Annotated in this window: 12 protein-coding genes; 9 read left to right on the top strand and 3 right to left on the bottom strand. The window is 36.5% G+C overall.

Annotated features, from left to right (window positions below; genetic code table 11):
* Positions 1 to 13 precede the first annotated feature (13 nt).
* From gatA to G9F74_RS13875, 9 genes are all read left to right on the top strand, one after another.
* On the top strand, positions 14 to 1,471 hold the full coding sequence (gene gatA, locus G9F74_RS13915) for an Asp-tRNA(Asn)/Glu-tRNA(Gln) amidotransferase subunit GatA (protein ID WP_000051450.1): 1,458 nt from the start codon (positions 14 to 16) through the stop codon (positions 1,469 to 1,471).
* 14 nt (positions 1,472 to 1,485) lie between these two features.
* Entirely contained in the window at positions 1,486 to 2,913 is a 1,428-nt protein-coding gene (gene gatB / locus G9F74_RS13910; RefSeq protein WP_001047675.1) for an Asp-tRNA(Asn)/Glu-tRNA(Gln) amidotransferase subunit GatB, read from the top strand.
* 505 nt (positions 2,914 to 3,418) lie between these two features.
* The gene (locus G9F74_RS13905) at positions 3,419 to 4,324 is read left to right on the top strand and encodes a diacylglycerol kinase (RefSeq protein ID WP_000977668.1); all 906 of its coding nucleotides are present in this window, start codon (positions 3,419 to 3,421) and stop codon (positions 4,322 to 4,324) included.
* Between the two features lie 131 nt (positions 4,325 to 4,455).
* Positions 4,456 to 5,211 carry an HAD family hydrolase gene (locus G9F74_RS13900; protein WP_000416652.1) on the top strand — a complete coding sequence of 252 codons (756 nt, stop codon included), beginning with the start codon at positions 4,456 to 4,458 and terminating at the stop codon, positions 5,209 to 5,211.
* Between the two features lie 145 nt (positions 5,212 to 5,356).
* Positions 5,357 to 6,721, top strand: a complete 1,365-nt coding sequence (gene gabT, locus G9F74_RS13895) for a 4-aminobutyrate--2-oxoglutarate transaminase (protein WP_016107421.1) — start codon at positions 5,357 to 5,359, stop codon at positions 6,719 to 6,721.
* Between the two features lie 115 nt (positions 6,722 to 6,836).
* A complete protein-coding gene (locus tag G9F74_RS13890; protein WP_000225130.1) occupies positions 6,837 to 8,204 on the top strand; it encodes a sigma-54 interaction domain-containing protein in 1,368 nt (455 codons plus the stop codon).
* Positions 8,197 to 9,648, top strand: coding sequence for an NADP-dependent succinate-semialdehyde dehydrogenase (gene gabD / locus G9F74_RS13885; RefSeq protein ID WP_016107422.1), 1,452 nt, complete (start codon positions 8,197 to 8,199; stop codon positions 9,646 to 9,648). The genes G9F74_RS13890 and gabD overlap by 8 nt, the downstream gene beginning before the upstream one ends.
* Positions 9,649 to 9,695: 47 nt before the next feature.
* Positions 9,696 to 10,019, top strand: a complete 324-nt coding sequence (locus G9F74_RS13880) for a DMT family transporter (protein ID WP_000641001.1) — start codon at positions 9,696 to 9,698, stop codon at positions 10,017 to 10,019.
* Positions 10,020 to 10,151: 132 nt separating this feature from the next.
* The gene (locus G9F74_RS13875) at positions 10,152 to 10,643 is read left to right on the top strand and encodes a DUF4352 domain-containing protein (protein WP_000915104.1); all 492 of its coding nucleotides are present in this window, start codon (positions 10,152 to 10,154) and stop codon (positions 10,641 to 10,643) included.
* Positions 10,644 to 10,687: 44 nt separating this feature from the next.
* On the opposite strand, the gene G9F74_RS13870 is transcribed toward G9F74_RS13875, so the two are convergent.
* The 3 genes from G9F74_RS13870 to G9F74_RS13860 all read right to left on the bottom strand — a co-directional run bounded on the left by G9F74_RS13870 (position 10,688) and on the right by G9F74_RS13860 (position 14,401).
* On the bottom strand, positions 10,688 to 11,917 hold the full coding sequence (locus G9F74_RS13870) for an aminopeptidase (RefSeq protein ID WP_000007350.1): 1,230 nt from the start codon (positions 11,915 to 11,917) through the stop codon (positions 10,688 to 10,690).
* Between the two features lie 116 nt (positions 11,918 to 12,033).
* Positions 12,034 to 13,116 carry a polysaccharide deacetylase family protein gene (locus G9F74_RS13865; RefSeq protein ID WP_016107423.1) on the bottom strand — a complete coding sequence of 361 codons (1,083 nt, stop codon included), beginning with the start codon at positions 13,114 to 13,116 and terminating at the stop codon, positions 12,034 to 12,036.
* Between the two features lie 175 nt (positions 13,117 to 13,291).
* Positions 13,292 to 14,401: a polysaccharide deacetylase family protein gene (locus G9F74_RS13860; RefSeq protein ID WP_016107424.1), complete on the bottom strand. Its 1,110-nt coding sequence runs from the start codon at positions 14,399 to 14,401 to the stop codon at positions 13,292 to 13,294.
* Positions 14,402 to 14,482: the final 81 nt, after the last annotated feature.

Below are 14,482 nucleotides of genomic sequence, written 5' to 3'. Positions count from 1 at the left end.
GAGGGGAATTTCGATGTCATTATTTGATCATTCTGTATCAGAGTTACATAAGAAGTTAAACAACAAAGAAATTTCCGTTACGGATTTAGTAGAAGAATCTTACAAACGTATTGCGGATGTTGAAGATAACGTAAAAGCTTTTCTTACATTAGATGAAGAGAATGCACGCGCGAAAGCGAAAGAATTAGATGCTAAGATCGGCGCTGAAGATAATGGTTTGTTATTCGGTATGCCAATCGGTGTAAAAGATAACATTGTAACTAACGGTCTTCGTACTACTTGTGCGAGCAAAATGTTAGCAAACTTTGATCCAATTTACGATGCGACAGTTGTGCAAAAGTTAAAAGCTGCTGACACAGTTACAATCGGTAAATTAAATATGGACGAGTTCGCAATGGGTTCTTCAAATGAAAACTCAGGTTTCTACGCTACAAAAAATCCATGGAACTTAGATTACGTTCCAGGCGGATCTAGTGGTGGTTCTGCAGCAGCTGTAGCAGCAGGAGAAGTATTATTCTCTCTAGGTTCTGATACGGGTGGTTCTATTCGTCAGCCAGCTGCATATTGCGGTGTTGTAGGTTTAAAACCAACTTACGGACGCGTATCTCGTTACGGATTAGTAGCATTCGCATCTTCACTTGACCAAATCGGACCGATTACACGTACAGTAGAAGACAATGCATACTTATTACAAGCTATTTCAGGTATTGACCGCATGGATGCAACTTCTGCAAATGTTGAAGTTGGAAACTACTTAGCTGGTTTAACAGGCGATGTTAAAGGTTTACGCATTGCTGTACCGAAAGAATACTTAGGCGAAGGTGTTGGCGAAGAAGCTCGTGAGTCAGTACTAGCTGCTTTAAAAGTATTAGAAGGTATGGGCGCAACTTGGGAGGAAGTATCTCTTCCACACTCTAAATACGCTCTAGCAACGTATTACTTATTATCTTCTTCTGAAGCATCTGCTAACCTTTCACGCTTTGATGGCGTACGTTACGGTGTTCGTTCTGATAATGTAAATAACTTATTAGATCTTTACAAAAACACACGTAGCGAAGGTTTCGGTGACGAAGTAAAACGCCGTATTATGCTTGGTACATTTGCACTTAGCTCTGGTTACTATGATGCATATTACAAAAAAGCACAACAAGTACGTACATTAATTAAAAACGACTTTGAAAATGTATTTGCTAACTACGATGTTATTATTGGACCAACAACGCCAACTCCAGCATTTAAAGTGGGCGAAAAAGTGGATGATCCAATGACAATGTATGCAAACGACATTTTAACAATCCCAGTAAACTTAGCAGGTGTTCCAGCGATTTCTGTTCCATGTGGATTCGGTGCTAATAGTATGCCACTTGGATTACAAATCATTGGTAAACACTTCGATGAAGCGACAATTTACCGCGTTGCACATGCGTTTGAGCAAGCAACAGACTATCATACAAAAAAAGCAAGTCTGTAAGGAGGCGAGCATAGATGAATTTAGAAACAATTATTGGTTTAGAGGTTCACGTTGAGTTAAAAACAAATTCGAAAATTTTCTCTGCGAGTCCAACAGAATTCGGAGCAGAGCCAAATACACAAACGAGTGTAATTGACTTAGGATACCCAGGGGTACTTCCAACTTTAAATAAAGAAGCAGTTAACTTTGCGATGAAAGCTGCAATGGCATTAAACTGTGAAATCGCAACGGAAACGAAGTTCGACCGTAAAAACTATTTCTATCCAGATAATCCGAAAGCTTACCAAATCTCTCAGTTTGATAAGCCAATTGGAGAAAATGGTTGGATTGAAATCGAAGTAGATGGCAAAAAGAAACGTATCGGTATTACACGTCTTCATTTAGAAGAAGATGCTGGTAAATCAACGCATACAGCTGACGGGTCATTAGTAGACTATAACCGTCAAGGTATGCCTTTAATCGAAATCGTGTCTGAGCCAGATATGCGTACGCCAGAAGAAGCATACGCATACTTAGAGAAGTTGAAATCAATCATTCAATACACTGGCGTATCTGATTGTAAGATGGAAGAAGGTTCTCTACGTTGTGATGCGAATATTTCCCTTCGTCCAGTTGGACAAGAGAAATTCGGTACAAAAGCAGAACTGAAAAACTTAAACTCATTCACTTACGTACAAAAAGGTCTTGAGCACGAACAAGTGCGTCAAGAAAAAGAATTGTTATCTGGTGGTATCATCCAACAAGAAACACGTCGTTATGATGAAGCAACGAAGAAAACAATCTTAATGCGTATAAAAGAAGGATCTGACGATTACCGTTACTTCCCAGAGCCAGATTTAGTTGAACTTTATATCGATGATGCGTGGAAAGAAGAAGTGCGTGCTTCTATTCCAGAACTTCCAGATGCACGTAAAGCTCGCTACGTTGCTGAAATTGGATTACCAGCTTATGATGCACACGTATTAACATTAACGAAAGAGATGTCTGATTTCTTTGAAGCAACAATTGCAGATGGAGCAGATGCGAAATTAACATCAAACTGGTTAATGGGTGAAGTACTTGCATACTTAAACAAACAACAAAAAGAATTAAAAGATGTTGCATTAACGCCTGCTGGTTTATCTAAAATGGTTCAATTAATTGAAAAAGGTACAATTTCTTCTAAAATCGCGAAGAAAGTATTTAACGAGTTAATTGAAAAAGGTGGAGATCCAGAAGAAATCGTTAAAGCGAAAGGTCTTGTTCAAATTTCTGACGAAGGTACACTTCGTAAAGTCGTAACAGAAATCCTTGATAATAATGAACAATCTATTGAAGACTTCAAAAACGGTAAAGACCGTGCAATTGGCTTCTTAGTTGGTCAAATTATGAAAGCGACAAAAGGACAAGCAAACCCACCGCTTGTTAACAAAATCTTACTTGAAGAGATTAATAAGCGATAAAATAGCATAGATTCTTATTTTTGAACGCTAAAATAGTATAGATTCTTAAAGATTAAACAGAAAAAACACCCTTATTTGGGTGTTTTTTCTGAGTTAATCAAACGTTTGTTTAAATGGTGAAAAATAATTTAAATAAACGTTTGATTAACTGTCAAAAGTGAAAAAATGTTTGTATAGCAACTATGGTATGATAGTTGCAAAAAGGTGGGAATAATGATAAATCTAGACATAGAGGTTTTTTTTCATCTCATGAAATAATAGATAATTATTATTCGTTATATGTAAATTTTTATGGAAGAATGGATAGACATAAAGTGAAACTTTAATCAGTAGTGGGGGTGTTCATCCCCCGTTGATTATTAGCCTTCACCAATCGGGTTCTTACTGCCTGTTTGAGCGGGATAAAAGAAGGATAGGAAGATGAGAGGAGGTAGGCATAGGGATACTGAATAAGAATTCGGTGTATTCTTTTTTTCAATGAATAAGGAATTTCCTGTGCTAATAAATGATGAAACGAGCAAGGATTATTTATAACCCTACTTCTGGGCGTGAGCTATTTAAGAAGAGCTTACCAGAAGTATTACAAAAATTAGAACAAGCTGGATATGAAGCGTCTTGTCATGCGACAACTGGTCCTGGAGATGCAACTGTAGCGGCGAGACAAGCTGCGGATCGTAAGTTTGATGTTGTTATCGCCGCTGGTGGTGACGGTACGTTAAACGAAGTGGTAAATGGTTTAGTAGGACATGAGCATCGTCCGAAGTTTGGAATTATTCCAGTTGGAACGACAAATGACTTTGCACGTGCGATCGGTGTACCCCGCGCTATAGAAGAGGCAGCCGATATTATTTGTGAAGGGAAAACAGTTCCTTTAGATCTTGGTAGAGCGAATGATACATATTTCATTAATATTGCTGGTGGCGGCCGTATTACAGAATTAACATATGAAGTACCAAGCAAGCTAAAGACAGTATTAGGCCAACTTGCTTACTATTTAAAAGGAATAGAAATGTTACCATCATTACATCCAACATATGTTGAAATCGAGTATGATGGGAAGTTATTACAAGAAGAAATTACGATGTTTTTAATTACAAATACTCGTTCAGTTGGTGGATTTGAAAAAGTAGCACCGTATGCATCGATTAACGATGGATTATTTGACTTATTAGTGCTGAAAAAAGGTTCTATCGCTGATTTAATTAAAGCAGCAACACAAGCGCAGCGTGGGGAACATATTAACAATCCGAAAGTACTATACACACAAGCAAATCGAATTAAAGTGCATTCACCAGATAAACTAATGATTAATTTAGATGGTGAGTACGGTGGGGATGCCCCGATGGAATTCGAAAACATATATCATTGTCTGGAATTATTTGTTCCTGAACATCAAGAGGATGCCCTGTAAGGGCATCTTTTTTTATTAGAATTGTAAATTGGAAGTTAGTTTGATTTTTATGGTATTTTTACAATTCGTTTATTTTATATCCATATTTTATTGATACACTGAAGAGGATAAGAAATGAGAGGTAGGGTGCTATGGAGAAGGTAAAAGCAATACTATTTGATAAAGATGGGACATTAATGGATTTTCACTCAATTTGGATAAAAGTAGCGGAAGAGCTTGTAGCGGAATGTATAAATTTATATCAATTACCAGAGTCAATGCAGCAAGCTTTATTAAAAGAGATTGGTGTGGATGGGGTATTTGTTCATCCAAGTAGCGCACTAGCGGCTGGAACAAGCCTCGATGTAGCAAAGGGGCTTTGTAAGTATATTAAGTCATCTAAGGAAGAGGAGATGCATGAATGGGTAAGTGAAAAATTATTTTCGCTTATGTACGAGCATCGTTCCTATATGAAAATGACGGCAGATCTACCAAGAATTTTACAAAGTTTAAAAGATAAAGGATTTATTTTAGGTGTTGTTACAGCTGATGATTTTGCGCCGACAGAATTATTTTTAAAACAATATCAATTAGAATCCTTTTTTGATTATATTGTAGCTTCTGATACGTTTCCGGCACAGAAACCTGATAAAAGAATTATAGAATCCTTTTGTGAAAGGTTTCATTTAGAGGCATGTGAGGTGGCAGTCGTTGGAGATACGCCAACCGATCTATATTTAGCTAAAAACGGTGGTGATTGTTATGCTATTGGAGTACTATCTGGTACGGGGGACCGTAAAACTTTAGAACCACTTGCGGACTTAGTCGTAGAATCTGTTGGTGAGTTTATTTCTCATTCAGGTGAGTTTATTTGGGAACAAGGAAAGTCTAGTATGCAAGGGAAATAAGTCTATAAAGACTCTTGATGAGTCTTTATAGACTTATTTTTTATGCCTGGATACAAAGAGTATAGGATGAATACTAGAACGGAAAGTTGGCATGTATTTTGCAATAAAAAGAGAAAACAATGTAAAGAAAAGGATGGGGTACGCAATGAACACAAAAAAATTTGCTAAAGTAAATGAACAAATTCCAGGACCAAAAGCAGCAACTTTATTAGAGCGCCGCCAAAATATAGTACCAAAAGGAGTAAGTAACGGCATATCAACGTTTGTACAATCTGCAAATGGAGCTCTTGTAACAGATGTTGATGGTAATCAGTATATTGATTTTGCTGGGGCAATAGGGACAATTAATGTAGGGCATTGTCATCCGGCTGTTAAAGAAGCACTTCATAAACAAGTAGATCAATACATTCATACGGGATTTAATGTCATGATGTATGAGCCATATATTGAATTAGCGGAAAAGCTTGCTGCATTAGCGCCAGGAAGTTTTGATAAACAAGTACTATTTTTAAACAGTGGTGCTGAAGCGGTAGAGAATGCAGTGAAAATCGCCCGTAAATATACGAAAAGATCAGGTATTATTGCGTTTTCTAAAGGTTTCCACGGGCGTACATTGATGACAATGACGATGACAAGTAAAGTAAAGCCATATAAATTTGGATTCGGTCCATTTGCTCCAGAAGTATATAAAGCGCCATTCCCATATGAATACCGTCGTCCAGAGGGGTTAACGGAAGAGCAGTACGATGATTTTATCATTGAAGAGTTTAAGAACTTCTTTATATCAGAAGTAGCACCAGAAACAATTGCAGCTGTTGTTATGGAGCCGGTTCAAGGGGAAGGCGGATTTATCGTCCCAAGTAAGAAATTTGTTCAAGAAGTACGCAATATTTGTTCAGAACATGGCATCTTATTTGTAGCGGATGAAATTCAAACTGGATTTAGCCGTACAGGAAAATACTTTGCAATTGATCATTATGATGTCGTTCCAGATTTAATTACAGTGTCTAAGTCATTAGGAGCTGGTGTACCGATAAGCGGTGTTATTGGACGTAAAGAAATTATGAATGAGTCTGCACCTGGAGAGCTTGGTGGAACGTATGCAGGAAGTCCATTAGGATGTGCGGCTGCATTAGCGGTTCTGGATGTAATAGAAAAAGAAAAATTAAATGATAGAGCGATAGAATTAGGAAAAGTCGTAATGGACCGATTCCAAGAGATGAAAAATAAATATAATTGCATCGGTGATGTGCGCGGATTAGGGGCAATGTGTGCATTTGAGATCGTTCAAGATCGTAAGACGAAAGTGCCTGACAAAATATTAACAGCTAATTTGTGTGCGGAAGCAAATAAACGAGGATTACTTTTATTATCTGCGGGGACATATGGAAATGTTGTCCGTGTATTAATGCCATTGGTTATTACAGATGAGCAACTTAAGGAAGGTTTAACGATTATTGAAGAATCATTACAAGCTTGTTATGAGCAAGCAAATATCGCCCGTGTATAAAAACTGAATGATAAATCGCAAACATTCTAGCTGACTCTATATAAAATGCAGAAAATTCACTTTATAATAAAGTTAGTGAAGTGAATCGATGGATTTGAAGTTAGGGGTGGCTAGGATGGTTGCAGAAAAGGAACGAGTGTTAATGGATTTAAAAGATGTATTTGAATATGCGTTTGACGAAATTTTTGTTACAGATGAGCAGGGAATCGTTGTACGTGTAAATAGTACATGCGAAAGGCACTATCAACTAGCTGCTGAAGAGTTAGTAGGTAAACATGTAAAGGAACTACAAAAGGATGGGATCTTTTATCCATCCGCAACATTAGAAGTAATTGAAAAAAAGAGACCGATTGAACTCGTTCAAACGACGAAATCGGGAGAGTATTTACATGTTCGGACGAGGCCAGTTTTTGATGATGAGGGAAATTTAAGAAGAGTGATTAGTTATTCTCGAGATCTTACTGAACTCTATCAATTACGACAAAAGGTAGAGGAAATGGATAATCAGTTAAAAACATACAAAAAAGAATTAAGAGAAACATATGAACATGAAGGACTTATTTTTAAAAGCATTGCTATGCAAAAAATAATAGAAACGATTAAAAAAGTATCTGTGGTAGATAGTACTGTTCTCGTTTTAGGTGAGACAGGCGTGGGAAAAAGCCGCTTAGTACGTCATCTACATGAAGTAAGTCACCGGAAGAATGAAAGTTTCTATGAAATTAATTGTGCGGCTTTGCCAACAAATTTAATTGAATCGGAGCTTTTTGGATATTCAGGTGGGTCTTTTACAGGTGCAAATCGTGAAGGGAAAAAGGGATTATTAGAGTCAGCACATAAAGGGACTCTATTTTTAGATGAAATTGGTGAAATGCCGCTTGAAATTCAAGCGAAGCTTCTGCAAGTATTGCAAGAAAAAACATTTCGTCCTATAGGCGGAAGAGAATTAAAAAAGGTGGACGTTCGAATTGTAGCGGCAACAAATAGAGATTTAAGTGAGATGGTGAAACGAGGAACATTTCGGAAAGATTTATATTATCGTCTGAATGTCATTCCGATTTCAATTCCACCACTTCGGGAAAGAACAGAAGACATTTTACCACTCGTTTATCATTATTTACAGCACTTTAATAAAAAGTACGGACGTGATGTAAAGTTAGCACCTAGTACGTTACAAATGTTTGTTGGATACCCGTGGGAAGGAAACAATAGAGAAATAGAGAATGTAATTGAAAGAATTGTTATTACTGCTGACGATGTCGTTACGATAGAGGATTTACCAATAGCAATGCAGGAATCAACAGTTGAACAGTCAGGTCAAAGTCTCTATAAAATGTTGGAAGAAGTGGAACGAAATATTATTTTAAAAGCGTATAAAACATGTGGATCAAGCTATAAAGTAGCAGAGTTTCTAAAAATAAGTCAATCTGCTGCTACTAGGAAGATTAAGAAGTTCATAGAGGAGGAAGAAAACATTGGATAAAAAAGCGACGTTTGTAAATGTAGAGAAAAAAGCGATGTATATAAATGGTGAGTGGATTACACTGCAAGAGCAAATTGAAGTAAACAATCCAGCAACGAAAGAAATATTTGCAACTGTACCAAAGGGCGGGATAACAGAGGCAAAGCAAGCTGTTGATGCGGCGCATGAGGCTTTTAAAACATGGTCAAAATTAACAGCCGCTGATCGTGCAACGAAATTAAAAAAGTGGTTCACACTTATTGATGAAAATAAAGAAGAAATCGCAGCGATTATGACGAAGGAGCAAGGAAAGCCGTTTGCAGAAGCGCTTGGTGAGGTGAATTATGCAAATAGCTTTGTTGAATGGTATGCAGAAGAAGGGAAGCGCGTATACGGTGAAATGATTCCTGCTTCTCATCCGAACAAACGTATTTTAGTTATGAAGCAACCAGTTGGGGTTATGGCAGCTATTACACCGTGGAACTTCCCAGCGGCTATGATTACGAGAAAGGTAGCTCCAGCGCTTGCAGCAGGTTGTACAGCAGTTGTAAAGCCTGCAAGTCAAACACCGTTAACTGCATTGAAGTTAGCTGAATTAGCACACGAAGCGGAAATTCCAAAAGGTGTAATAAACATTGTAACAGGTAGTGCAAAAGCAATTGCTGATACGTGGATGGAAGATGAGCGCGTTCGAAAAGTGTCCTTTACAGGATCAACGGAAATTGGGAAAGAGCTAATGGCTAGCGCTGCGCAAACGATGAAAAAAGTTTCATTAGAATTAGGTGGTCACGCTCCATTTATCGTAATGAATGATGCAGATTTAGATAAAGCGGTAGAAGCCGTTATTGGTTCGAAATTCCGTAACGCAGGACAAACGTGTATATGTACAAACCGAGTATTCGTTCAAGAAGAAGTATACGAAGTATTTGTAGAGAAGTTCCAAAAGGCAGTAGGGCAACTTAAAGTCGGAGACGGATTCGGTGCGGGAACTACTGTAGGACCACTTATTGATGAGAATGCAGTTTCAAAAGTACAAGAACATATTGAAGATGCAGTTCAAAAAGGTGGAGAACTCTTATATGGAGGCCAACAGGTTACAGAGCTAGATGGACATTTCATTCAGCCGACTGTAATTGGATTGGCAAATGATACAATGCTTTGTATGACTGAAGAAACATTTGGACCAGTTGCACCAGTTGCGAAATTTAAAACAGTTGAAGAAGTAATTGAACGTGCAAACAATACACCATACGGTTTAGCTGCGTATATTTTTACGAAGGATATTAGCCAAGCGTTCCAAATTAGTGAAGCGCTAGAGTACGGTATTATCGGTTTAAATGATGGTCTTCCGTCAGTTGCACAAGCACCGTTCGGTGGATTTAAAGAAAGTGGTATCGGGCGTGAAGGCGGTCATTTCGGCATCGAGGAATATTTAGAAATCAAATACATTTCATTAGGATTATAAGTAATACACTAGAATCTCTATAAGGTAACAGAGAAGGAGATTCCAGTATGATATATTGGCTATTATTACTTGTTACAATTATTTTTGAAGTAGCTGGAACGATTGCGATGAAATTATCGAATGGCTTAACAAAGCTTGTTCCAAGTGTACTTATTTTCGTTTGTTATGGTATTTGTTTCAGTATCTTTGCTATCGTCGTTAAAAAGATTCATTTAAGTATTGCTTATGCCATTTGGTCTGGCGTTGGAACGTTACTTATTACAATCATTAGTGTGTACTTTTTTAAAGAGCATATTAGTTTATTCCAAGCATTTTGTATTCTCTTTATTGTTTTGGGTGTCATTGGTCTTAAGGTTTCATCGGCATCATGAAAGCTATCTTTTGTAGAAGATAGCTTTTTTCTATTTGTGCAGTTAGCAATTAATACGACAAAATATGACAAGAAAGAGTAAAGCGTTTTGTTATGATACATATGAAATATTGTCTTATGTGGAGGAAAGAGTATGTTAAAAAAGGTGAGTCAAATTGTTTTAATTTTTGGCATAGCTTTTAGTTTAAGTGCTTGCACTGAGACTAAAGATAGTAATGAAAGTAAACAAGAAGATGTTCAAGATAAAGTGTATAAAATAGGGGAGACAGTAGACGTAGATGGTTTGCAAGTAACTATCGATTCAGTTAAATTAGGATATCCGGATTATGATGAGGATAAAAAGAAAGAAGAGATTTTGGGGATTATTTTCAAAGTGGAAAATAATAGTAAAAAGGAAATACCTTTTGCATTTTATGAATTTGAGATTACCGATAAGAAAGGTACAAGATTTAAAGAATATAATAACCCTGATAGCTTTATTAGTAAAAAATTAGCACCAGATGAAAAAATTCAAGATATCATGCTATTTGACGTAGCGAAAGAAAATACGTATATCGCTACGTATAGACCGGAGTTTACGCGTGAAAATAGAACGATAAAATTTGAATTGAAACCAAATAAATAAAAAACACATTGGATTATCCAATGTGTTTCTTTATGGTAATTAATTTAAAACGCCCAGTTACCTTTACGGAAGATAGGCTCATGTCTGCCATCAGCTGTAATACCGTCAATATCAAGCTCAGCTGATCCAATCATGAAGTCGTTGTGTGTGATACTAGCGTTTGCTCCGTTTTCAGCAAGTTCTTCTTTAGACATTGTTTTTCCGCCAACTAAGTTAAATGCATAAGCATTTCCGATTGCAAGGTGGCAAGATGCATTTTCGTCAAATAGTGTATTGTAGAATAAAACATTTGTGTTTGAAATTGGTGAGTCATGAGGTACTAAAGCTACTTCTCCTAAGAAGTGAGAACCTTCATCTGTTTCTACTAAATGTTTTAAAGCTTCTTCACCAGCTTCAGCTTTATAGTCTACGATACGTCCGTTTTCAAATGTTAACGTGAAATTATCGATAATATTACCTGCAAATACTAACGGTTTTGTACTAGAAACTTGGCCGTTTACACCTGTTTTAAGTGGCATTGTAAATACTTCTTCAGTTGGAATATTAGCCATAAATGGTACGTTCTTTTCATTTAAGCTACCAGCACCAGCCCATACATGTTTTTCTGGAAGTTCGATTGTTAAATCTGTTCCAGGACCTGTATAGTGAAGAGCTTTATAATGCTTTTCGTTTAAGTAATCCACTTTTGTATGTAATGTTTCATCATGTTCTTTCCATGCTTCTACAGGATTTTCTAAATCAGCACGAGTAGCTTTGAAAATAGCATCCCATAACTTTGCTTCTTGTTCATCTGGCGCTACGTCAGGGAATACTTTCGCAGCCCATTCTTTCGTAGGAACAGAAATTACACACCAACTTACTTTATCGGCTTGTACGTAATCACGGTATACTTTCATCGCTTCACCAGCTACTTTATGAGCTGTTGCGATACGTGTTGCTTCTACACCTTTTAATAAATCAGGGTTTTCTGCATAGATAGACATAAATGCAGCGCCTTCTTTTGCTAATTCTTCACGAGCATGTGCTTTCCAAGAAGGGAATTCAGCAAATGCTTCTTCAGGAGCTAGATCGAACTTTAAGCGTGTTAACGTCTCATCATTCCAATCAACATATACGTGTTTTGCACCAGATTTATATGCTTTTTCTGTAACGAGGCGTACGAATTGTACAGCTTCAAGAGGTGCGCTAATTGATAAAGTTTGTCCGGGTTGAATATTAACACCAACATTAACTGCAAGGGCAGCATACTTCTCTAACGTTTGTTCAAATGACATATGTATAATCTCCTTTAGTTTGAAAGATTTCTTACTATATATAATACAAGAAAATTCTAAAAATATATATAAATATAAAGTAAAAAGAGAGCTCAAAATGTATTGAGCTCTCACATTTATTTAATGGAAGAAGCGAACTGTTCAACTGTAGTTGTATGGTGTATACGAACACGTTTCATTTTTAGCAACTCATCTGGTTCACCTTTCGTAATGAACTTTCCAGGCTTTGTTGTCGTCGCAAATTGATAATATTTCTTCGTTTCTGTAATGACTTTATCATCTACATGGCCGAATGGATAAGCAATTGCGATAACGAGCTTACCTGTTATTTTTTCTAGTTTTTCTTTCGATCCTTTTAATTCTTCTTCGTAGTTTGTAATCTTCGGTAAATCAGCATGTGTTGCTGTATGAGACTGCACTGAGAAAATACCGGAATCAACCATTTCCTTTATTTCATTTGTAGAGAGAGAACTTTCAACATCGACATTATCAACAATCATATATTCTGTTGCTGTCGGCTTGAAAGTATCGTCTTTTAGTTTTTGCAAAATATGAAATGCAGTCATATTATTTTTCATACCATCGTCAAATGTAACAAAAATTGGCTTGTTGACTTTATTAATATCGCCCCAGCGTTCAAACGTTAATAATGTATAACCGTTATCTTTTAAATATTTCATTTGGCCTTCAAAGTTAGCAGGTGATACGAATAAGTCTTTAATGCCTTGTCCATGATAATCATCGATTGCATGGTACATAAGAACGGGAACCTTTTGCTCGAAAGTAATAGCAGATTTTGTGAGTGAGATGATTTTTCCATCTTCCTTGACTCCTGTTGCTTCAATTTGGAACTCACCGCGTTTTCCTTCAAATTCTTTTATGTCAAATGGAAGTGTAAATTGTTTCTCCTTTTCTTTAGAAGAAAAAGATTTAGCATGTTCCTTTCCATCCGCAGTGCGCCAAATTTTATATTGTACTTCGGTTAGAGAATCTTTTATTTCTGTAATATGGATACTTGTGTTTGTAGAATCGTGTGTAATCGGATTATAAGAAATTTTACCTTGTTCTTGCACAGTCTCCTCTTGTTTTTTAACTTCTTGAACCTTTTTCTCTTTTTTAGGTTCTGGACTTATAGTGCTAGTATTACATCCTGCTAGAATAGCAGACGTACATAAAGCAATTGTTGCGTATTTTCTCATAAAATCACCTTCTATTGTTTAGTATGTTGCATACTTATATTTAAAATCCCCACCGCTGTAAGAGCGGTGGGGACTTACCCTTGTTTATCGTATCATTTTTAGATGGGGGATAGGTTAGTGACTGTAAACAGATCTCTTCTTTCATTTTTTAGTAAGATTTAAAATATCTTATGGTTTACTTTATAAGAGATGCGAATTTCTCCATTGACATATCAGGTCCTACAAAATGGCGTTTAATTAAGAGTTGCTCGTTTGGGGTGCCTTTTGTAATATGATTGCCGTGATCGGTAGTCACTGCGAACTCATAATGTTTTTTTGTTTCTTCGACAGCTGGGTCATTATAAGAGCCGACTGGGTAGGCGAGAGCGATGACCTTTTTACCGGTAAGAGTTTCAATTTTTTCTTTAGAACCGCGTAATTCCTCATCATAATTACCTGAATGAGCCATCATTGTATGATTTGCAGTATGAGATTGAATAGAAAAAATACCTGAATCTATCATTTGTTTTATATCATCTGTTGATAGACGGTTCGGTTTGTCTATCTCATTTGAAGTAAGAAATTCAGTTGCTGCAGGTTGGAATGTATCATCTTTTAATTTTTGTAAAACATGAAGAGCATTCATATTATTTTTTCGACCATCATCCATTGTTATAAAAATAGGTTTATTAACACGGTTTATATCATTCCAACGTTCAAATGTAAGCATCGTATAACCGTTATCTTTTAAATACTGCATATGTTTTTCGAATTGTTCAGGCGGTACGTATAAGCCGTAATCACCATCACCTGGTCCAGGGTATTTTTCAATCGCATGATACATCAAAAATGGTACATGTTGCTGGAATGTAATTTTAGATGTTACTAGATTTGTTTCCGTATTATCTTCTTTAATCCCTACTGTTTCAATTTGAAATTCTCCACGTTTTAAATGAAATGTTTTTAAATGAAGTGGGAGGGCAAAATCACGATCTTTTTCTTGTGAAGTAAAAGTTTGTTTGCTTTCAGGTCCATCGGCAGTACGCCAAATATTGTAACGTACTTGTTTAAATGAATCTCTTAAGTTTTTTGTATAAAGCGTGGTGTTTTGTGCGTTATATTCATACGAATCCCATGTGATAGCCCCTTGCGTTAAAGGGGTTTCTGCTGTTTTTGCTTGTGCTTTTTTTGGTTCAACTGCTTGTTCCGCTGTTGTTTCTTTTATTTGTTTATCACTAGCATTACTAGTGTTACAACATACGAGAATAGCAGAGGAAAGTAAAGCGATATATGTATATTTCTTCATTCTATCATCCTTCTATTGTGTTTTAATTATAGTCACTTATACCCTTGTCCATCATATCATCATAGAATATATAGGGGAATA

It is taken from the genome of Bacillus sp. EKM202B, from assembly GCF_011066025.1.
Taxonomy (GTDB): Bacteria; Bacillota; Bacilli; order Bacillales; family Bacillaceae_G; genus Bacillus_A; species Bacillus_A toyonensis.
Note: the sequence above shows the minus strand (reverse complement) of the source record. Positions and strands in the feature narration are given on the sequence as shown.